17 protein-coding genes are annotated in these 21,050 nt (G+C 71.9%); 8 read left to right on the top strand and 9 right to left on the bottom strand.

Annotated features, from left to right (window positions below; translation table 11 throughout):
• Window positions 1–77 precede the first annotated feature (77 nt).
• Complete coding sequence (locus PS467_RS36770; protein ID WP_268975990.1) at window positions 78–281, top strand: MbtH family protein; 204 nt, start codon at window positions 78–80, stop codon at window positions 279–281.
• 145 nt (window positions 282–426) lie between these two features.
• Window positions 427–1,290: an SAM-dependent methyltransferase gene (locus PS467_RS36765; protein ID WP_268975989.1), complete on the top strand. Its 864-nt coding sequence runs from the start codon at window positions 427–429 to the stop codon at window positions 1,288–1,290.
• A gap of 106 nt (window positions 1,291–1,396) precedes the next feature.
• Here PS467_RS36765 and PS467_RS36760 read toward each other — a convergent pair whose 3' ends face one another.
• Together PS467_RS36760 and PS467_RS36755 are read right to left on the bottom strand one after the other, a co-directional pair.
• Window positions 1,397–1,612, bottom strand: coding sequence for a ferredoxin (locus PS467_RS36760; RefSeq protein WP_311038870.1), 216 nt, complete (start codon window positions 1,610–1,612; stop codon window positions 1,397–1,399).
• A 5-nt stretch (window positions 1,613–1,617) separates the two neighbouring features.
• Window positions 1,618–2,808: a cytochrome P450 gene (locus PS467_RS36755; protein ID WP_311038869.1), complete on the bottom strand. Its 1,191-nt coding sequence runs from the start codon at window positions 2,806–2,808 to the stop codon at window positions 1,618–1,620.
• Between the two features lie 132 nt (window positions 2,809–2,940).
• Between PS467_RS36755 and PS467_RS36750 the strand changes: the two genes are divergently transcribed.
• A complete protein-coding gene (locus tag PS467_RS36750; protein ID WP_311038868.1) occupies window positions 2,941–3,534 on the top strand; it encodes a TetR/AcrR family transcriptional regulator in 594 nt (197 codons plus the stop codon).
• 61 nt (window positions 3,535–3,595) lie between these two features.
• Here PS467_RS36750 and PS467_RS36745 read toward each other — a convergent pair whose 3' ends face one another.
• From PS467_RS36745 to PS467_RS36730, 4 genes are all read right to left on the bottom strand, one after another.
• Window positions 3,596–4,960: an NAD(P)/FAD-dependent oxidoreductase gene (locus tag PS467_RS36745; protein ID WP_311038867.1), complete on the bottom strand. Its 1,365-nt coding sequence runs from the start codon at window positions 4,958–4,960 to the stop codon at window positions 3,596–3,598.
• Window positions 4,961–5,094: 134 nt separating this feature from the next.
• Complete coding sequence (locus tag PS467_RS36740; RefSeq protein ID WP_311038866.1) at window positions 5,095–5,529, bottom strand: SRPBCC family protein; 435 nt, start codon at window positions 5,527–5,529, stop codon at window positions 5,095–5,097.
• Window positions 5,530–5,604: 75 nt separating this feature from the next.
• Entirely contained in the window at window positions 5,605–6,627 is a 1,023-nt protein-coding gene (locus PS467_RS36735; protein ID WP_311038865.1) for a glycoside hydrolase family 113, read from the bottom strand.
• A gap of 106 nt (window positions 6,628–6,733) precedes the next feature.
• Window positions 6,734–8,593 (bottom strand): DUF2334 domain-containing protein, encoded by a 1,860-nt coding sequence (locus tag PS467_RS36730; protein ID WP_311038864.1) that lies wholly within the window; start codon window positions 8,591–8,593, stop codon window positions 6,734–6,736.
• A gap of 588 nt (window positions 8,594–9,181) precedes the next feature.
• On the opposite strand from PS467_RS36730, the gene PS467_RS36725 reads away from it, so the two are divergent.
• The 3 genes from PS467_RS36725 (at window position 9,182) to PS467_RS36715 (ending at window position 12,440) form a co-directional block, all read left to right on the top strand.
• Entirely contained in the window at window positions 9,182–10,423 is a 1,242-nt protein-coding gene (locus tag PS467_RS36725) for a glycosyltransferase (RefSeq protein WP_311038863.1), read from the top strand.
• A 185-nt stretch (window positions 10,424–10,608) separates the two neighbouring features.
• Window positions 10,609–11,748, top strand: coding sequence for a non-hydrolyzing UDP-N-acetylglucosamine 2-epimerase (gene wecB / locus PS467_RS36720; RefSeq protein ID WP_432280782.1), 1,140 nt, complete (start codon window positions 10,609–10,611; stop codon window positions 11,746–11,748).
• Entirely contained in the window at window positions 11,745–12,440 is a 696-nt protein-coding gene (locus PS467_RS36715; RefSeq protein ID WP_311038861.1) for a 3-keto-alpha-glucoside-1,2-lyase-like domain-containing protein, read from the top strand. Before wecB ends, PS467_RS36715 begins: the two co-directional genes overlap by 4 nt.
• Here the strand turns inward: PS467_RS36715 and PS467_RS36710 are convergent.
• Window positions 12,371–14,662 (bottom strand): HelD family protein, encoded by a 2,292-nt coding sequence (locus PS467_RS36710; RefSeq protein ID WP_311038860.1) that lies wholly within the window; start codon window positions 14,660–14,662, stop codon window positions 12,371–12,373. The genes PS467_RS36715 and PS467_RS36710 overlap by 70 nt on opposite strands.
• A gap of 168 nt (window positions 14,663–14,830) precedes the next feature.
• Between PS467_RS36710 and PS467_RS36705 the strand changes: the two genes are divergently transcribed.
• Window positions 14,831–15,514, top strand: a complete 684-nt coding sequence (locus tag PS467_RS36705) for a TetR/AcrR family transcriptional regulator (RefSeq protein ID WP_311038859.1) — start codon at window positions 14,831–14,833, stop codon at window positions 15,512–15,514.
• A 1-nt stretch (window position 15,515) separates the two neighbouring features.
• On the opposite strand, the gene PS467_RS36700 is transcribed toward PS467_RS36705, so the two are convergent.
• Window positions 15,516–16,034 (bottom strand): CAP domain-containing protein, encoded by a 519-nt coding sequence (locus PS467_RS36700; RefSeq protein ID WP_432280686.1) that lies wholly within the window; start codon window positions 16,032–16,034, stop codon window positions 15,516–15,518.
• Between the two features lie 547 nt (window positions 16,035–16,581).
• Between PS467_RS36700 and PS467_RS36695 the strand changes: the two genes are divergently transcribed.
• The gene (locus PS467_RS36695; RefSeq protein WP_311038858.1) at window positions 16,582–18,147 is read left to right on the top strand and encodes an MDR family MFS transporter; all 1,566 of its coding nucleotides are present in this window, start codon (window positions 16,582–16,584) and stop codon (window positions 18,145–18,147) included.
• Between the two features lie 29 nt (window positions 18,148–18,176).
• Here PS467_RS36695 and PS467_RS36690 read toward each other — a convergent pair whose 3' ends face one another.
• Entirely contained in the window at window positions 18,177–21,050 is a 2,874-nt protein-coding gene (locus PS467_RS36690) for an NHLP bacteriocin export ABC transporter permease/ATPase subunit (RefSeq protein WP_311038857.1), read from the bottom strand.

The raw sequence follows: 21,050 nt of genomic DNA, 5'->3' as shown, positions 1-21,050 counted from the left end.
GGTCCGCCCCATCCGCTGCCCGGCCCTCTGCTCGACCCGACATCCGAGATCACTCCTAGGAGAGGAACCGACCGACCATGGACGACAACGCCCGCTACCAGGTGCTGCGCAACGACGAGGACCAGTACTCGCTGTGGCCCGCCGACCTCGACGTGCCCGAGGGCTGGCACCCCGTCGGCAAGGAGGGCACCAAGGACGAGTGCTCCGCGTACGTCGACGAGGTGTGGACCGACATGCGGCCGCGCAGCCTGCGCGAACGCATGGACGGCGTGGCCTCCTGACGGGGCGCTGAGGCGGCGCGGCCGGCGCGTGGCGGCGCCGGCCGCGACCGGGCCCCTCAACTCCTCGTCACGGGTGCGCGGTTACGATCTCGGGAACTGTCGGCCGCGGCGCGAGGGATCGCGCCCCGGATACGGAGGAGACCACGTGACCGCGCAAGGGGTAGCATCCCAGACCGGAAGCGGGCCGGAGCCCCCCAACACCCCCCTCAACCAGGGGCGACCGCACAGCGCCCGGATGTACGACTACTTCCTGGGCGGCAAGGACAACTACGTCGCCGACCGTGAGGCCGCCGCCAAGGTGCTCGGCCTGTGGCCGGGTGTCATGATCGCCGCGCGGACCAACCGAGCCTGGATGCACCGCGCGATCCGCTTCCTCGCCGCCGAGCGGGGCGTCCGCCAGTTCCTCGACATCGGCACCGGCATTCCCACCCGGCCCAATCTGCACGAGGTCGCCCAGGGGATAGCCCCGGAGTCCCGGGTCGTCTACGTGGACAACGACCCCATCGTGCTCGCCCACGCCCAGGCCCTGCTCAAGAGCCACCCCCAGGGGCGTACCGCCTATGTGCACGGGGACATCACCGAGCCCGACTCGATCCTGGCCGCGCCCGACCTCACCGAGGTGCTGGACCTGTCCCAGCCGGTCGCGCTGAGCCTGGTCTCGCTGCTGCACTTCGTCCCCGACGAATGGGGCCCGTACGAGATCGTCCAGCGGCTGGTCGACGCCCTCGCCCCCGGCTCCTTCCTGGTGCTGAGCCACATCACCCCGGACTTCGACCCCGAGGCCACCCAGAAGACCGTGCAGATCTACCACAGCGGGGGCATCCAGGGGAAGATCCGCACCAAGGACGAGGTGGCGCGCTTCTTCACCGGTCTTGAGCTGGTCGAACCGGGCCTGGAGGTGCCGCACCGCTGGCGGACCGACCTGGCACAGAGCAGTTCCTCGGTGGAGACCGGCGATGTGACCGACGAAGAGGTGTCCTTCTGGGCGGGCGTCGCCCTGAAGCCCTGAAACCCGGAAACCCGGAAATCCGGAAAACCCTGAAGCTTCGCGGTCCTGAAGCCACGAACCCCCGAAGCCCTGGAGCCCCCCGGCTCCAGGGTTTCAGGGGCGTGGCTCAGGGACGCGGTCCGACGGTCGTCGTGCCGTCGCGGATGATGATCGCCAGCGCGGGACAGGAGTCCGCCGCGTCCAGCACCCGCTCCTCCCGCGGCACCTCCGCACCCAGCGGGCGGGCGTGCTCCTCGTCCAGGACGAACAGATCGGGGGCGATTCCGGCGCACATGCCGGACGCCATGCACCGGCCGGAGTCGATCTCCGCCTTCCAGGTCATCCGGCTCACCACCCGATCGGCATGACACGGGGCCCGCGGACCAGCATCTGGTCCTTCCACCGCACGTCCCCGGCCAGATGCAGGTCCGGGAAGCGGGTGATCAGCGCGCCGAGCGCCTCCTGGAGCTCCAGCCGGGCCAGGGACGCGCCGAGGCAGTGGTGCACACCGTGGCCGAAGCCGAGGTGCTGGGTGGCGGGGCGGGCGACGTTCAACGTGCCGGGCTGGTCGAAGCGCAGCGCGTCGCGGTTGGCCGAGCCGACGGCCACCAGCACGGGCTCCCCGCTGCGCACGAGCGTCCCGCCCACCTCGATGTCCTCGGTGGCGTAGCGGGGCATGGAGGCCCCCATGCCCAGCGGTACGAAGCGCAGCAACTCCTCGACGGCGCCGCGCACCAGGTCGGGGTCCTCGCGCAGCCGGCGCAGTTCCTCCGGGTGCTCCAGCAGCGTCAGCACGAAGTTGGGGATCTGGGTGGCCGTGGTCTCGTGCCCGGCCACCAGGATGCCCACGCACAGATCGACCAGTTCGAGCTCGGACAGCCGGTCACCCGCGTCCCGCGCCTCGATCAGCGAGGTCATGATGTCGTCCCGCGGGGCGATGCGATGGGCCTCGATCAGCCCGGCCATATAGGCGCGCAGTTCGTCGCGGTTGCGGTTGAACTCCTCGGCGCTCAGGGAGCTGGTGGACAGCGCGGCGTCGCTCCAGACCCGGAACTTGGGCCGGTCCTCCTCCGGGACGCCGAGCATCGCGCAGATGACGCCGACCGGAATGGGCAGCGCATAGCGGTCCACGAGATCGGCGGGCGGCCCCGCGGCCTCGAGGTCGTCGAGCAGGTCCTGGGTCAGCTGCCGTACCCACGGGCGGAGCTTCTCCACCTGGTGGACGGTGAACGCCTTGGCGACCAGGGTGCGCAGCCGGGTGTGATCGGGCGGGTCCATGGTCAGGATGCCGCTGTCGCGCCGGGCCTCGGACTGCCGTGGCTCGTCGTGGTGGAGCGCCGCCGCCCGGCTGAAGCGCCGGTCCCCGAGCACCAGCCGGGCCTCGGCGTACCGCGTGACCAGCCAGGCGGGCTCACCGTAGGGCAAGCGCACCCGGAGCAGTCCGGGGCGGTTTCTGGCCTCCTCGTACGCCTCGCTGAGCGCCAGTCCTTCGGCGGAGTTGAAGGGATAGGCGAGGGTTGCCGTCTCCGCTGTGGTCACCGTGACCTCCCTTGCGTAAGCACGTGCTTACAAAGCTAGGAGGCGCCGCCTGGTACGGTCAACGGCCCCTTTGCGCCGTTGATCTGACGGGCCGACGGGGAATCGCCGCAAGCAGACGAGAGGGGTGCCGGGATGAGTGGGACGATGTCCGAGGGGCAGCGCCGGGATGCGCGGGACACGCGTCGACGGCTGCTGGAGGCGGCGGTGGCGCTGTTCGCCGAGCGGGGCTACGAACGGGCCACGGTCCGGGACATCGCCGATCGGGCGGGGGTCAACCAGGCGCTGCTGTTCCGTTATTTCGGCTCGAAAAGAGCGTTGTTCGGCGAGGTGATCGCGCACAACGGGGAGGAGCAGCTGCGTACCACCCCTCCCCATGAGCTGCTGGAGGCCGCCCTGCGCGGGCTGCTCGGCCACGGCGGGAAGGAACCGGGCACCCGCGCCCTGGCGACCCTGCTGCGCTCCGTGGACAGCGGTGACGAGATCGGTACGGCGGTGCGGGCCATCAGCGACGCCTACGCACGGGTGCTGGCCACCCTGTCCAGCGCCGACAACCGCGAGCTGCGGGCGGATCTGGCGCTGTCCTGGCTGCTCGGCATAGGGACGATGCGGGTGATCGTGGGCAAGGAGCCGCTGGCCGGCGCGGACCCGGACGAGGTGTGCGCGCTGGTCACGACCGCGCTCGGCACGCTCCTGGACGGCCTTCCGACACCGGACCGCAGACCGTAGACGGGCGCGCCGTGAGAGGGCGGGCGCTCCTGGCGGAACTCCCCTCGCGGCATCGCGGCGATCACTGGGGAGATGCGGGCCGGTCGCTCCCTCCGCCGCGCAGAACGGCCCTGAGGACGGCGGGACGCATCAGCGCGGTGGGGTCGGCGACCAGCGACATCACCTCGTGCAGCGCCTTGCAGACCTGTGGGTCGACGGTGGCCCGCCGCATGACCCGGTCCAGGTAGCGGTGCTGGACCCGGACCGACACACCGGCGGGGCCGCCCGTGGTGGCGGGGAAGCGCACATCCTCGCTGGAGGACATCATCCACGCGCTGTCGGTGGCCGCCGCGATGCCCTTGCGGGCGGTGCGCGCCGTGCGGTGGCCTATGCCGCCGTGGCGCTCGGCGGCGGCCCGCAGGGCGCGGGCGCCGAGCGCGGCCACGGTGATGCCCTGGCCGTAGACCGGGTTGAAGGTGCACGCGGCGTCGCCGATGACCACCAGCCCCCGCGGCGCCCGGCGCTCGTAGTGGCGCCGCACACCGGGGCCGGGCCAGAAGCCGCGCACCGGGCCGGCGGGCTCGGCGCGGGCCAGCAGCTCATGCAGGCTCGGATCGCGCAGCAGCCGGAGCTGCCGGTCGAACCCGGCCGCACCGGGCTCGGCCGCCGCCCCGCGCATACTGCCGAGACTGGCGATCCACCGGCCGTCCTCCACCGGCAGCACCACACCGAGCCTGGGCGCCTCGGGGGCCTTGGTCTGAAGATAGAGCGCGGCGAAGCCCGGATCCGGCCCGGTGGAGCGGTGGTAGAGCCGGCTGGCGTAGGACACGCCCGCGTCGACGCGCTCTTCCGGGGCGACCGGGCAGCCCAGCCGGGCCAGCCAGGAAGGCAGCGAGGAGGCCCGCCCGGAGGCGTCCACCACCAGCTCCGCGGGCAGCTCGCGCACCCTGGCACGGGCGTCGCCCCGGCCCCGGACCCGGACGCCCGTCACCTGGCCGGACGCGCCGAGGAGGCCGACGGCATCCGTGTTCTCCAGCCAGCGCACCGTGGGCTCGCCGCGCACCCGGCTCAGCACCGTATGGTCGAGCAGCGGTCTGGTGCACGACAGGAACGCGACCTCGCTCTCGTACCGCGCGAGCCATCCGGCCGCGCTCAGCCAGCGCACGCCCGACATCGGCACCCGCACCGCGCCGGCGGCCAGCAACTCCTCGCGCGCACCGGGCATCAGCTCCTCCAGCGCCCGGTGCCCGGCCTCGAGCAGCAGATGTGCGTGGCGCCCCTGCGGCAGGCCCGAGCGGAACGCCGGCCGCTCGGGATAGCGGTCGCGCTCCACCACGACAATGCGCTCGGCATGTCCCCGCAGCGCCCATGCGGCCAGCATCCCGGCGAGACCTCCGCCGATCACCACCGCGGTCCCTCGTCCTGTGGTCTCCCCCTGAACCCCCATACTACGGAGAGTAGCGCAAGATCACCCCTGCGTCACCGTAGCGGCGGCGCCCCCGAGGATGAACGCCCGTCGGAACCGGCCCCGTTGGCGGGCCCCGGCCCCGCCCGCGTCCCCCGCGGTCCGGGCCGAGCCGGTCACTCCGCGAGCAGCGCGTCGACCACCCGGCCGAAGAGCAGCCGGCCGGACCAGGCCGTGGCCGGGTCGAACAGCCGGGGCAGCCCCCGCAGCCGCGCCTCCTCGCGCCACACCACCTCGGAGCCGTCGCCCTGGGGGCGCACCTCGATCTCGGCCCAGCCGAGGACCACCGAGCCGCGCTTCTCCAGCCGGCAGCGCCCGGGAGCGTCACCGGCCGGCGGGTCCCAGCGCACCACCTCCATGGGGTCGTCGAACCCGGCCCGGCCGACACCGGTGCGCACCACGACCACGGTGCCCACCCGGGTCGGCCCCGCCGGGTGGACGGTGACGCCGCTCAGCGGTACCTGGTCACCGTGGCGCGGCCAGTCGGTGAGCCGCCGCCAGGTCTCGTCGGCCGTCAGCGGGGAGCGCCGCTGGACACGGAAGGGGGCCACAGCGGGATCGTAGGCGATCGGCGGCCTCCCAGACGGTCGGCAGGGCCGTCGGCAGGGCGGCCGGGGTCGCGGCCGTCACCCCCGCCACCAGCTGCGCAGCACCTTCTCGGCGGGTTTGCCATGGGGGGTGTAGGCCAGCCGCGGCGCGGTCTCGCCGCTGTCCGGCCAGTCGTCCCACATCCACCAGCACACCCCGGCCCACCAGGACCGGCCGTCGAAGGCGGTCAGCAGCGCGTCATACGCGGCGGACTGCTCGTCCGTCGCCGTGCGCTCGCTGACGGTCCAGGAGTACGGTGCGGCGACGGCGCCCCGCTGGCTGGTGTAGCCGGCCTCGGTGAACAGGATCTTCTTGTCCAACCGGGCGGCGAAATCGGCGAGTTCGGCGACGATCGGCTTCCAGCCCGCCGCCAGTCGCGCGGGGTCGGTGGTGGCGGAGTCGGCCAGCGGCCAGTAGGCGTCGATGCCGATCAGATCGAGGGAGCCCCAGAAGCGGATGCGGGCGTACTCGTCGTAGTTGGCGGCGTAGGTCAGCGGACCGTCGTAGGTGTCGCGCACCGCGGAGATCACATCGGTCCAGCGGCGGCGGTCGGTGGAGGTGCCGGCCAGTTCGGTGCCGACGGCGAACTGCTCCACGTCCAGTGCGCCGGCCAGCCGGGCGTAGTGGGTGATGAAGCGGCGGTAGGCGGTGAACCAGGCGTCCGGGTCGGCGGGCCGGATACCGGCCCGGTCGCCGCCGTCCACCAGGTCCACATGCGGTTTGAGCATCACCTTCAGTCCGGCGTCATGGGCCAGGCCGACGATCCGGCGCACACTGCGGTCGCTGGCGGTCTCCTCGGTGGTGTGCATCGTCGCGCGACGGGTGCCGTTCTGGTACCAGGTGGGGGTGAAGACCACCCACCGGGCGCCGGTCCCGGCGATCTGCCGCAGATAGCGGCCGGCCTCGGGACGGTCGTAGTCGTCGGTGTTCCAGGCGGGCAGCGTGATGCCCCGCACCTGGTCATCGGGGGCGGGCGGGTCGTCGCTCCCACCGGCCGAGCATCCGGTCAGGACGGCGACGGCGGCGGTGACCGCCGCGGTCACCCGCCTCAGCGCTCTCATCGGGTCAGGGCCTTCCTTCCTCGGGCGGGAACGGACACGTGGCCGTTCCCGGCCCGCGCGGTGCGGGCCGGGAACGGCTTGACGGACGTGAGGTACGGACGGTGCGTCAGATCAGGCTCTCGGGGCTGACGAAGGTGTAGCCGAGCGCCAGGATGCCCTCGACGGTCTCCTGGAGCGGCTCGACCGCCTGGTAGGGGTGGTAGTAGAAGCTGGCGAAGCCGTCCCGCACCGCCAGGTTGGCCTTGGCGTTGTTGATCAGGTCGGCCGCCAGCCGGGGCGGGTTGTTGTTCTGGCCCTCGGGCTCGTAGGCACCCAGGTTCTCCGGGATCACCTTGGTGCCGTAGACGTCGGTGACCGGGTACGGGAAGAACTGTCCGAGGTAGCGGCTGGTGTCGGTCTCGGCGCCGGAGAGGGTGCCGGAGAAGTACAGCGGGCGCTCCATCCGGGCCGCGAAGTTCTGCGCGAACACCTTGTAGTCGGTGGCCGAGGCCGCGTAGTGCGGGGTGGTCCACAGCTTCGGCGTGGGCAGGCCCACCTTCGCGAACTCGGCCAGGGCGGCGGTGACCCGCCCCTGTGCCCACTCGGCGGAGTCCTCGGTCACCGGGCCGTCGTAGACCACCGTGTCGGTGGCGTCCACATGGGCCCGGAAGAACTCGAAGTCATCGGCGGTGAGCCCGTTGTACGGGTTGTCGGTGTTGCCGTACTGATGGGTGTAGCCGTGGTCCATCAGCACCGCGCCGTTGTTGAGCATGTACTTGAGGGTGTTCACCAGCGCCGGGCGCTGGGAGAGCCGCACGGTGCGCGCCACCCCGTTGTTCTGCACGCCCTTGGGGTCGCTGTAGACCGGGATGACGTTGATGCCGTAGGCGATGTTCTTGGACTTCAGGTAGTCCGCGATCGCCCGGAGGCTGGTGGTGTCGGAGAGCGGGGTGATGTCCTCCAGGCGCACCATGGCCCGGTGCTGCTCGGCGGTGTCCGGGGCCAGCGCGTCGAAGAGCAGGTCCTGGAAGGCGATGATCCGGTCGGTCTCGGAGACGTAGGTGAAGGGGATCTCACCGACGTAGGTCAGGTTGCCCGAGCGGATCGCCCACGGGGAGGTCTTCTCGGTGCCCCCGGCCGTGTCGACCGCCTGGGCCAGCTCGGTCACGGTCCCGTTGTCCCCGCCGGGCGTGAGGTGGGGGTGCAGCACACCGGCGTCCAGGCCGGCCGGCATCTTCCGGGTGAGCTCCTGGCCCTTGTAGGTGACCTTGGTGATCTGGCCGACGCTGCCGTCCGTCTCGTAGAACGAGGAGGTCGGGTCCCAGCCGTACCGGTACTCGAACTCCTGGAGACTGATGGAGTTCGCCATGTTCCAGATGTTCTCGCCGACCCAGATCACCGGCCGCTCGGAGAGCAGGGTGTCCAGGTAGAAGTCCTCCGGTACGGCGTCGGGGATCTCGTCGCCGTAGTAGGTGGAGCCGATGTAGATGGTGGCGTCGTAGGACTCGATCAGGCCGGAGGTGTACTCCTGGACCGGCTTGCTGGTCACGGTGCCGAAGTGGCCGCCGAGGTTGGCCGCGCCCATCGCGTACAGCTCACCGAGGTGTCCGTACGGGCCCGCCGTGTCGTACAGGACCAGTGTCTTGGCCTGGCCGGGCGCAGCGGCCCGCGGTGCGCTCCTCGTCCGCGGCCCGGTGGCCGGGTTCGGCCGCCCCAGCTGCTTGGTCGTCCGTTTTTCGCTGGTGTGCGTTCCGGCCGTCCCGGCGCGCCGCTCGCGGTCGGCGGACCGCTGCGCGGCCGCCCAGCCCTTGAGGTCGTCGGCGTTCACACCGCTGGTGGTGTCCTGTGCCGCCGACCGGTCGGCGTCCCCCCGGCCGTCCCGGGCCACCGCCGTGGGTGCCCAGAAACCGCCTCCCAGCAGGGCGGCCATGGCGAGGGCGATGAACGCCAGCCAGGCCGGCCGTGCTCTTCTCCAGGGTTCCTTCATGCTCTTTACCCCCCTCGGATTCGGTCCCGCATCCCGCATTTACGTGGCACAAGACAGCGAGGAAAACAGCGGATCATGGCCGATTCCGACCTGAGGATCATGGCCGGTCACAACGCATGGATCATGGCCGGTTCCCCACGGAATTCCCAACGCGGGATCACGAGCTCAACAATCCGGTGATTGTTCTGAGGATTCCGGCTGCCTGTCAATGGGGCCGATGGGGCAGAAAACTACGCCTTGAAAGTTCAACTGAAGCACAGTTGGGTCTGGTACCTTCCCTAAGCGCGCAGCGGCCGGCCCATTGGGGAGGCGTCCGGCACTCCTGCGCCAACTGAAGGTGGGGGGACCGATGTACGGTAGGTCTGCTGTGGGATCAGTGCTGCCCTTGGTCGGCCTGGCCGCGGCGCCGGAAATGATTCCCGGAATTCCGGTTGCCAGGGCTTTGCAGGCAACCGCCGGGGCGGGTTTTCTCTTGTACTGCCTGATAGTCATCGGTCTGCTGGTGGCACGATCAAGGCTGCGCGTCCGCCCCTCCGCGACCGGTTCCACAGCCTCCGGGGCCAAGGACCTGTCCGCGGTGGACCGGACGTGACCGATGAGCCCCTGATATGGGCCAGCGTCGCCATCATCGTGATGGCGGGTACCTACAACTTCGGTCTGTTCCTGCTGTCCCGGCGCCGGCTGCCGCAGCATTCCGGCTCCGGTGAACAACGCTTCTACGTCTTTCTGCTCGCCTGTCTGAACGAGGAGAAAGTACTGGCCGAAAGCCTTGCGCGGATCACCGCCCTGCCCGCCGGGAAATGCGTCGCCCTGGTCATCGACGACGCCTCCGACGACCGGACCGCCGAGATCGCGCGGTCCGCGGACCCCGAGCGGGTGTGGCTCCATCAGCGCACGCTGCCGAACGCCCGGCTCGGCAAGGGCGCGGCCCTCAACGACGGGGTGCGTCTGCTGCGCGCTTCCGGGCTGCTCGGCGGCCGGGACCCGGACGACGTCATCGTCTGTGTGGTGGACGCGGACGGCCGGCTGGACCCGCATGTGATCGAGGCGGTCGACCCGTTCTTCAACGACCCGCGGACCGGGGCGACCCAGATCGGCGTCCGGATGTACAACCGCCGGGCGGGGCTGCTGGCCCGGATGCAGGACATGGAGTTCGTCGTCTACGGCGACATCTTCCAAAGCGCCCGCCGTTTCATCGGCAGCGTCGGCATGGGCGGCAACGGCCAGTTCATGCGGCTGTCCGCGCTCGACACGCTGGGCGAGAAGCCCTGGAGCGACAGCCTCACCGAGGACCTGGACCTCGGGGTGCGGCTGATCGCCCGCGGCTGGACCAATCAGCACTGCACCACGGCGGCCGTCTCCCAGCAGGCCGTCCTGGATCTGCGGCGGCTGGTCCGCCAGCGGTCCCGCTGGTTCCAGGGGCATCTGCAGTCGGCCAACCTGGTTCCGCTGATCCTGCGGGATGTGCCCGGCCGGGCCGCGATGGACCTGATCTACCACCTGTCCAGTCCGGTGCTGATCCTGCTCACCTCGCTGCTGCCGCTGTCCTTCCTGGTGGCGGTCCTCGGCACGATCGCCGGTTCCCTCCAGGCCGGCCGGCCGCTGGTCTCCACCATGTGGTTCCTCGGCCCGTATCTGCTCTCGTTCACCGCGGCCTGGATCTACGGCTTCGTCTACCGCCGGCGCGAATCCACGCTCGGCGCGCTCCGCGCGGTGCTGCTCGGCCACATCTTCGTGATCTACGGCTACATCTGGTTCGCCGCGGGCTGGTGGGGGCTGTGGCGGGCCGTCACCGGAAAGCGCACCTGGCTCAAGACGGCCCGCAGCTGACCCGCCCGCATCCGTGCACCACCCGGTTCCGCCGCACCCCCCGCACTCCGCGCCACCCGCTCGCACCGCTTCTTCCGCTCCTTCCGCTCCGCTCGTCAAGGAGACCCATGTCCCTCATCGGCAGACCCGTGTCCCTGTCCGTGGACGAGGCGTCCGCGCCGCGTCCGCCCCGCACCGTGCGCACCATGCTGGTGCTCGGCACCCGCCCGGAGGCGATCAAACTGGCCCCGGTGGTCCGGGCGATGGCCGCCTCCGCGCTGTTCCAGCCGGTCGTGGTGACCACCGGTCAGCACCGGGAGATGCTCCAGCAGATGCTCGGGCTGCTGGGGGTCGGGGTGAAGACCGACCTGGCCGTGATGCGGGACCGGCAGCGGCTGTCGGAGCTGACCGCCCGGCTGGTGGACGGCCTGGGCACGGTGATCCGCGCCGAACGGCCGGATCTGGTGGTGGTCCAGGGCGACACCACCACGGCGCTGTGCGGTGCGCTGGCCGCGTTCTACGAGCGCGTACCGGTGGCCCATGTCGAGGCGGGGCTGCGTACCGGCGTCCTGGACAACCCGTTTCCGGAGGAGCTCAACCGGCGGATGATCGGCCGGGTGGCGCGCTGGCACTTCGCCCCCACCGGCCGGTCCGCCGCCCAGCTGCTGGCCGAGGGCGTACCGTCCGAGCAGGTGATCACCACGGGCAACACGGTCATCGACAATCTGCTGTGGGTGCTGAAGGAGGGCGCCGGGGGAAGCGTCTTCCGCACCGCGCACCGCAAGGTGCTACTGACCCTGCACCGCCGGGAGAACCAAGGGGAGCGGATGCGGGCCATGGGCGCGGCGCTGCGCCGGCTGGCCGACCGCGGCGATGTGGAGCTGGTGCTGCCGCTGCACCGCAGCCCCGCGGTGCGGGAGGCGCTGCTGCCGGAGCTGGAAGGCCATCCGGGGGTGCGAGTGGTGGACCCGCTGGACTATCTGGACTTCGCCGCCACCCTCGCCGACTGCGATCTGGTGCTGACCGACTCCGGCGGACTCCAGGAGGAGGCCCCGAGCCTGGGCAAGCCCGCGCTGGTGCTGCGGACCACCACCGAACGCCCGGAGGCGGTGGAGGCGGGCGCGGCGCGGCTGGTGGGCACGGACCCGGAGACGATCCTCGCCGCCGCCGGGCAGCTGCTGGACGATCCGCGGGAGTACGCACGGATGGCCGGGGCGGGGAATCCGTTCGGCGACGGCCGGGCCGCCGAGCGCATCGTGGCCCGGCTCACCGAGGACTTCGGCCCCGAGGAGGCGGTGAACACCGCGCGGCGCGTCGCGCCGGGCTCGTATGATCCGGTGGCATGACGTCATTACGAGGGCGTACCTGGTGGCGTGTCGGCGGGCTGGTGCTGGCCTTCGCCCTCGTGGTGGCCGGGGTGCTCGCACTGTCCGGCGTATGGGACGAGAAGCGGCCGCCGGACAACGTCGAGACCTGGCGGGACGGTTCGGTGCACGGCCCCTGGCGCTCGGTGTTCCACGGCTACGGCGGGAACGTCGGCGGGGTGGACGAGCTGACGCTCACCCCGCGGGCGGCCCGCCGGGAGGACCGTACCCACGCCTGTCTGGTGGTCTCCACCGCCCGCTACGAGCGCGTGGACTTCCGGGCCCGGATGCGCACGGCGGAGCAACTGCGCACACCCGAGCCCAATCCCTGGGAAGTGGCGTGGCTGGTGTGGGCGTACACCGACCCGGAGCACTTCTACTACGTGGCGCTCAAGCCGAACGGCTGGGAGCTGGGCAAACGGGACCCGGCCTATCGGGGCGGGCAGCGGTTCCTGGCCACCGGCACCAGCCCCTTCCCGGTCGGTGACTGGTCGGACGTGCGGGTCCGGCAGCGCGGTCAGCGGATGACGGTGTCGGTGGACGACCGCCAGGTGGTGGGCTTCACCGACACCGAACGCCCGTACACGTCGGGCAGCGTGGGCGCCTACACCGAGGACGCCCGAGCGGAGTTCCGGGACATCACCGTCCCCGCGGAGCCGTCGGGTTCCTCCTGATCGACCGGGCCGGCCAGGTCGTCCAGACCCGCCGGCAGCTCACCGGTGTACACCACGCCCAGCCGCTGGGTGGCCCGGGTGAGCGCCACATAGAGGTCACTGGTGCCGAACTCCGCGGGCTCGGCCACGATCACCGTGTCGAACTCCAGCCCCTTGGCCTGCCGGGGGTCGAGCAGGACCACCGGGCTGGTCAGGTCCGGGGAGCGGCCGGTGGACGCGTCCGGGAGGGCGGCCGACAGCGCGGCATGGCGGTCCCTCGGGGCGATCACCGCCAGCCGGCCCTCGGCACGGGTCTCCCGCGCCACGGCCGCGGCCACCGCGCCGGGCAGATCGCCGGTACGCTCCGCCCAGGGCCGTGCGCCGGTGGCGCGGACCGAGCGCGGCGGGGTGAAGGCGGGGTCGGCGGTGCGCGCCACCCGCGCCGCGACCTCCATGATCTCGGTGGGTGTGCGGTAGTTGACGCCGAGCCGGGTGTGCTCCCAGCGATCGCCGACGTACGGCGCCAGGATCGCCGACCAGGAGCCGCAGCCGCCCGGTTCCGCGGTCTGCGCGGGGTCGCCGACCAGGGTCATCGAACGGGTGGGGCTGCGCCGCATCAGCAGCCGCCACGCCATCGCGGACAGCTCCTGGGCCTCGTCCACGATGATGTGGCCGAAGGCCCAGGTGCGGTCGGCGGCGGCGCGTTCGGCGGCGCTGCGGTGGTCGCGCTCCTCGGCGCGGTCCGCCAGCCGTTCGGCGTCGATCAGGTCATGGGCGGCCAGCACCTCCGACTCCTCGTCGTCGCGGTCCTCGAACTCCTGGGTGCGCGAGCCGTAGGAGAGGTCGAGCACGCCCTGCGCGTAGTCGATGCGCTCCTGGCGCTCGGCCTCCTCGCGGGCGCGGGCCGCCGCGTCGTCGTGGCCGAGGAGTTCTGCGGCCTCGTCCAGCAGCGGGACGTCGGCGGGGGTCCACTCGCCGCCGGTGCGGCGGATCGCGGCGGCGTCCGCTTCGGGGAGGTGGACGGGGTCGGCGAGGAAGTCGGCCACCAGCCGCTCCGGGGTGAGGGCCGGCCACAGCTCCTCGATGGCGGCGTGCACCTCGGGGTTGACCGCGATCGCCTTGCCGAGCTGGGCGATGTCGTCCGCGCCGAGGAGGTTGGGCCCGCCGTAGGGGTCCGCGCCGATCCGGTCGACGAGCTGGTCGGTGAGGGCGTCGATGACCCGGAACGCGAAGTGCGGCCGGGCCAGGTTGTGCGGCAGCCCGGTCTCCCGGGCCTTGTGGCCCGCCTCGGAGGCGATGTCCCGGTCCAGGACCAGCTCACCGTCGTCGTGGTCGATCACGATCGCCGGGTCGGGCAGCGACTGCCGGTCGCGTACGAAGCGGGCCAGGGCGTCCGCCATCCCGGCGCGGCCCTTGACCTCGGCGGCCTCGGGGGTGTCGGTGCCGGTGGCCGTCACCCCGGGGAAGAGTTCGCCGAGCGTGGCGAGGAGCACACCCGTCTCGCCGAGCGAGGGCAGCACCTCTCCGATGTAACCGAGGAACGCCGGGTTGGGCCCGACGACCAGCACCGCGCGGCGGGCCAGCGACTCGCGGTGCGCGTAGAGCAGATACGCGGCACGGTGCAGCGCGACGACGGTCTTCCCGGTGCCGGGGCCGCCCTCGACGACATGCACCCCGTGGTGCGGGGCGCGGATGATCCGGTCCTGTTCGGCCTGGATGGTCTGCACGATGTCATGCATTCGGCCGGTGCGCGCGGCGTCCAGCGCGGCCAGCAGCACGGCGTCCGCGTCGGACCCCTCGTGCCCGGTCCGCACGGTGTCGTCGAGGTCCAGGATCTCGTCGTGCAGCCCGGTGACCTTGGGGCCCTCGGTGGTGATGTGGCGCCTGCGGCGCAGCCCCATGGGGGTGTGGCCGGTGGCGAGGTAGAACGGACGCGCCACCTCGGCCCGCCAGTCGATGACCAGCGGGGTGCGGTCCGCGTCGTCGCGGCGGATGCCGATACGGCCGATGTGGTGGTCGCGGCCGTCGCGGAACAGCAGCCGGCCGAAGCACAGCCCGCGCTCCCCCGCCTCGAACGCGGCGAGCAGTCCGGACCGCTCGGCCACCAGCACATCGCGCTCCAGCCGGGCCTGGAAGGTGGTGCCCTCCAGGGACAGGGCCTCGGTCACCGCCTCCTCGGCGTGCGCCGTGAGTTCGGCGAGGCGCCCGTTGAGCAGATCGAGGAATTCTTGCTCACGGTCCATTTCCTCATTTGACAATGCGACTCCCGCCGGGATACGATGACTTCATCAGGTTTCCGCCTGCCATAAAACATTGGCACATGGAAATCCCCAATATACGCGAAGAAACGCCCCGGCCGTCAAGGCGGCAGGGGCGTTTCTCTGTTTATGGCACGGCGTAAGGTGAGACACATGCCTGCTCGCCTCTCGCCTACAGCGCCCGCCACCGGTGTCCCGGCCGTCGGGGGCACCGGGCTGCGCGCCGACGCGGAGCTCAACCGGCGGCGCGTCCTGGACACGGCCCGTGCGCTGTTCGTCTCGCGCGGGATCGATGTGCCGATGGCCACCATCGCGCGGCACGCCCGGGTCGGGGTGGCCACCCTCTACCGGCGCTTCCCCACCCGCGACGCGCTGGTCACCGCGGTGTTCTCGGACGAGCTGTCCGTGTGCCGGGCGAGCATGGAGGAGGCCCTGGCCGACGACGACCCCTGGCGGGGGTTTTGCCGGACCATCGAGTCGGTGTGCGCCTCGCAGGCGCAGGACCGCGGGTTCAGCGACGCCTTCCTGTCGTCGTTCCCCGACATGGCCGGCTTCGAGCGGGAGCGCCGGCGCATCGAGGAGGGCTTCGCCGAGGTGGTCCGGCGCGCCAAGGCCGCGGGGCGGCTGCGCCAGGACTTCGACCTGTCGGACCTCACCCTCGTCTTCATGGCCAACCAGGGTGTCATCGGCGACGCCCGGACCGCGCCGGCCGCGTCCCGGCGACTGGTCGCCCACCTCCTGCGGTCCTTCGAGACCGGGCGGGCCGAGCCGGCCCGCCCGCTCCCGCCACCGGCGCCACTGCGGCTGGGCCGGTCGCACCGGGCCCCGGAGCGCTGAGCTACCGGGCGGTGCCGAAGTCCTGCGTCCAGTAGTTGCCGGGCTGCGCCAGGCCGACGCCGATCTCCTTGAAGTCGCAGTTCAGGATGTTGGCCTTGTGGCCGGGGCTGGACATCCAGCCGTCCATGACGCTCTTGGCCGAGCCGTAGCCGTAGGCCACGTTCTCGCCATAGGTGCTCCAGCTGTAGCCCGCCCGCTCGATCCGGTCGCCCGGGGAGGACCCGTCGGAGCCGGTGTGCGACATCTTGCCGTGGGCCGCCATGTCCTCGCTGTGGTCCTGGGCGGCCTCGGTCAGCTTCTCGTTCACGGTCAGCGGCTGACAACCGGCCTTGGCGCGTTCGCTGTTGACGAGATCCACCACCTCCTGCCGGGCGGTGGCCGCCGTGGAGGCGGCGGCGGGGACGCCCGCGGGTGCGGCGGACTGTGCCATCGCCGCCGAGGGAATGCCCACGGCGGCCGCGGCGAGCGCGGCGATGGCTATGGAGCGCTGGTGCGTCGTGCTGCTGCGGTGCTTGCTCATTCGTGACCTCACACTCGGTTGAGGCCCGTCATTCTTGGAGCGGCCGGCCGCGCGAGGCAACACGTGTTCGTACGACACGGGTTCGTAGCGGGGACCTGAGCTTGCGCTCAGCGGCGAGACATGCTGAGCCGCCTCCGGGGGTGCTCGGGCGACCCGACGCGGCATCAGGAAAACCCGGCGACCAGGCGCGTGGACGAAGCGCCGGTGGCGCCGGGGAGCACGATCCCGGTCATCACTTATGTCCGACAGGGCGGACAAGAGCTCCTATGTCGCCTCGTCGATGCGCACCGCTCCACGCCCTTTGCCCGGGCGTCCGGTGTGAGAGATGTCATCGCCCGGCGGAGGGCGGCTTACCGGTCCGAGTCCTGGTCGAAGACCAGGGCCTCCTTGCCGGGGAAGGGCTCACGGCGCCCCATCGTCTCGGTCCCGGGACCACCCTCCCCGTGGGTGAATCGAGTAAAAAAGTTGAGTCGTTGAACTTTTTTATTCGGTGTGCTCTTCTGTGAGGACCCCCGCGCCGAGCGCGCCGAGAAGGAAGTGATCAGTCATGTCCGTATCCGACGCACCCCGGTCCGGCAGTCCCGCCCCGCCGCAACCCGCCCCGAAGAACGTCCGTCCGGCCCTGCTCGGTGTCCTGCTCGCGATGCTGCTGTCGATGCTCGACGCCACGATCGTCGGCACCGCGATGCCGACGATCGTGGGCGATCTCGGCGGCCTGGAGCACATCTCCTGGGTGGTGACCGCCTACACCCTGGCCACCGCCGCCTCCACCCCCGTCTGGGGCAAATTCGGCGATCTGTACGGCCGCAAGCACATGTACCTGATCGCCGTCGTCGTCTTCGTGCTCGGCTCGGCGCTGTCCGGCGCGGCCCACTCGATGACCCAGCTGATCGTCTTCCGGGCCCTCCAGGGCCTGGGCGCGGGCGGTATCGGCGCCGGGGCCTTCGCTCTGATCGCCTCACTGGCCCCGCCCCGGGAGCGGGGCCGCTACCAGGGCATGACCGCCTCCATCATGGCCGTCGGCACCATCGGCGGCCCGCTGCTCGGCGGCTTCATCACCGGCCACCTCGGCTGGCGCTGGGCCTTCTTCATCAATCTGCCGCTCGGCGTCCTCACCCTGATCTGGTGCCAGCTGATGCTGCGGCTGCCCGCCACGCGCGCCAAGGCCCGGATCGACTGGCCGGGCATCGCGGTGATGACGGTCACCGTCTGCGCCCTCACCCTGGCCGCCACCTGGGCCGGTTCCACCTATCGGTGGACCTCGTGGCAGATCCTGGGGCTGTTCGCGCTGGCCGCGGTGGGCGTGGCCGCGTTCGTCGCCCGGCAGCGCCGCGCGGCCGAACCGCTCATGCCGCTGCGCATCTTCACCGGACACCGCAACTTCCCCCTGGCGTCCTCGCTGATCCTGGTGGGCGGGGTGGTCATGTTCGGCTGCTCGCTGTATCTGCCGCTGTACCAGCAGACCGTCCAGGGCGTCTCCGCCTCCCGCTCCGGTCTGCTGCTGCTGCCCCTGATGATCCCTGTGGTGATCATGTCCCAGGTCGGCGGCAAGGTCATGTCCGCCACCGGCCGGTACAAGATCTTCCCGATCCTCGGCACCGTCTGCATGGCCACCGGCCTGTTCCTGCTGGCCACCATGGACACCACGACCTCCCGCACGGCCACCGGGTGCTTCATGGCCCTGGTGGGCACGGGCATGGGATGCCAGATGCAGATGGTCACCACCATCGCGCAGAACAGTGTGGAGATGCGCGACATGGGTGCCGCCTCCGCGTCGGTCACCCTGTTCCGCACCATCGGCGGCTCCCTGGGCGTCGCGGTCTTCGGTTCGCTGTTCACCGGCGCCGTCCAGGGCCACGCACCCGCCGGTGCGGACACCGGCGAGGCCCGGCCCGACCCCGCGGCACTGGCCCGGCTGCCGCAGGCCGCGAGGGACGGCTATCTGCACGCGGTCGCCGACGGCACCCAGCGGATCTTCCTCACCGCGGCCGTCGTCTGCGCCGTGGCCTTCGTCGCCGCCCTGTGCGTGCAGGAAGTCCCGCTGCGCGGCAGGCCCGGCCCGGCGGCCCCGCCGCGGAAGGCCGAGGAGGCCACCAGCCCGGCCGCCCCGTGAGCGGAGGGGCCGGTCCAGGTGGGTGCGACCTAGCTCATCTGGCGCCGCACCAGTTCGCGCAGCTTCCCGTCGGGGAGGGCCATCAGCTCGGCCGGGGCGCCCTGCTCCACGATCCGGCCGTCCGCCATGACCAGGACGCGGTCGGCGTCCATGACGGTGGACAGCCGGTGCGCGATCACCAGCCGGCTGGCGTTGAGCCGGCGGGTGCTGTCGATGACGATGCGCTGGGTCTCGTTGTCCAGGGCGCTGGTGGCCTCGTCGAAGAAGAGGATGCGCGGGCGGCGGATCAGGGCCTGGGCGATCATCAGCCGCTGCCGCTGACCGCCGGAGATGGCGCCACTGCCGGAGATCATGGTCTGGAGCCCCATGGGCATCTGCCGGATGTCCTCCGCCAGACCGGCCAGTTCGGCGGCGGCCATGGCCTCCTCGGGGGTGAACGGCTCGGCGCCGCGGATGCAGTCCAGCACCGTACCGCCCAGCGGCTGGGCGTTCTGGAGGACCACCCCGCACTGGCGGCGCACGGCCGCCTGGTCGAGGGCGGCGAGGTCCTGGCCGTCGTAGAGCACACTGCCGGACACCGGCCGTTCGAAGCCGATCAGCAACCGCAGCAGGGTCGACTTGCCGCAGCCGCTCGGACCGACGACGGCCACGAACTCGCCCGGCCGGATCTCCAGCGAGACGTCGTCGAGCACCAGCGGCCCGTCGGCACCGTAGCGGAAGGTGAGGTTCTTGGCCCGGAGGTCGCCGGAGAGCACCCCCGGCTGCGCGCTGCCGCCACGGACCTCGGGCGGCTCGTCCAGGATCGGCTTGACCTGCTCGAACAGGGGCAGTACCGCGACCACCGAGACCAGCGCATTGGTGAGCTGGGTGAGGGAGGTGAGCAGCATGGTCACCGAGGTGTTGAAGGTCAGGAAGGCGCCCGCCGACATGCTCCCCCGCGCCGGGCCGGCCAGCAGCATGAACACGATGAGCGAGACCAGCGGGAGGTAGACCGCGTCCAGCACCTGGGTGAGGTTCTTGATGCGGCCGGTGCGCTGATGCAGATCGCGGGAGTGGGCGAAGCCACGGGCCCAGGCCGCGTAGGCGAAGTTCTCGGCCGCGGCGACCCGCAGCTTGGGCAGCCCGCGCAGGGTCTGGAACGCCTGGTTGTTGAGCTTGTTCTCGCTCTCCACCAGCCGTCGCTGCCAGCGCACCTGCCACAGCCCCATGCCGAGGAAGACCCCGGAGACCACCAGCAGCAGGGCGATCACCGCGAGCGCCAGCGAGGCGCTGTAGTACAGCAGCAGGGCGAGGTTCACCGCGCCCACCGTGCCGGCCTGGAGGACCGTCGGGGCGACCCCGGACAGCACCCGGCGCATGGCGCTGATGCCCATCGCCGCGCTGGCCAGCTCTCCGGTGGAGCGCCGGGCGAAGAAGGTGGTGGGCAGCCGCAGCAGCCGGTCCCACACCGCGGGCTGGAGGGTGGACTCCAGCCGCCCCTCCAGCCGCAGCAGGGTGAGGTTCTGGAGCAGCATGAAGGCGGCCGCGACAACGCCGGCGACGATCAGGGCCAGGGAGATCTGGACGATGGGGTCCTTCTCGGCGCGGGGCACGAATCCGCCCAGCACCCGACCGGTGGCCAGGGGCACCAGCGCGCCGAGCGCCACCGTCACCAGCCCCGCGATCGCGAGGTTGCGGATGTCCCCGGCGGCGCCGCGGGCGCTGAAGCGCATCAGCCGCCACACCGTCATCGGACGGTCGGGCAGCGGACGGTAGAACATCACGGCCCGCGGCTCGAACTGATCCGCGTTGTCCGGGCCGACGCGGATGCGCAGACCCGAGGCGGGATTGACCGCCTCGTACCGGCCGCGCCGCCACAGCAGCGCCACCGGGGCCCCGGACTTGGCCCGGTAGCCCACCAGCGGTCCGGCGTCCTCCCGCCACCAGCGGCCCTCCAGCCGGACGGCGCGGGTGCGGATCCGCGCGTGGGCGGCGATGCGCTCCACCGGGTCCGTGCGGTCGTCGGTGGCGCGGACCCTCGGCGGCTCGGGCAGGGTGATCCCGGCGGCCTCCGCCACGCGGCGGCATATCGCGTACACGGCGTCGTCGGTGCTCTCCTCCGACGACCACCGCTCCCGCCGCGGCCCGGCGATGGAGGCGATCAGCGCCTGGTCGGCGCGGGTGCGCACGGCCTCACCCGCGCGGATACCGGCCGCCGTACGGTCCGCGTGGGCCCGCTCCATGGTCTCGATCCAGCGGTCCACGGCGGTGCCCAGGCGGTACTGCTGATTGACCATCCGCTGCCACAGCGCGCCGTCGATCAGCAGGTCCCCGGCGGCCTGGGCGCTGTACTCGGCGCCGTAGCGCACGCTGCCGGGCGGTACCGGAAGCCAGAGCAGGTCCTCGTCGGCCGCCTCCGAGTCGGGCGCGGTCCCGCCGTCCAGCGGGGCCTGGAAGAGGACGCCGAGGCTGCGGCTCACCCCGAGCGACACGGCGTGCTCCAGCGGGGTGGGCGGGGTGTCCTGGAATCCGCCGCCCCCGTACGCGCCGTACGGGTCGTGGGCCGGGTCCGTGCCGTACGGGTCGTACGCCTCCGGGCGGTACAGCTCGCGCAGCGGGATACGGCGCACCAGGCAGTCCTGCGAGGGCCGGCCCAGCAGGGTGTGCCGCGGCCCCTCGACCGGGCCCGGCAGCGCGGCGCCCGTCTCCAGCCGGCCGAGGAAGTGCCACTGGCCCTCCTCGGCGGCGTCGACCGCGAACAGGTCCAGGGCACCGCCGACGACCAGCCAGAGCACCTGCGGGCCCTCCAGCGGGAGGCTGCGCGCTCCGGCGAGGTCGACGGGCGTGCCGAGGGCGCCCAGCGCCTGGACCACCGCGTCGCCGCCGTCCGCGGCCACCGCCGCGGACGGGTGAACGGACGCCAT

The sequence above is a fragment of the Streptomyces luomodiensis genome (genome assembly GCF_031679605.1).
In the GTDB taxonomy this organism is placed as follows: Bacteria; Actinomycetota; Actinomycetes; order Streptomycetales; family Streptomycetaceae; genus Streptomyces; species Streptomyces luomodiensis.
This window is presented reverse-complemented; position numbering and strand designations above follow the sequence as displayed.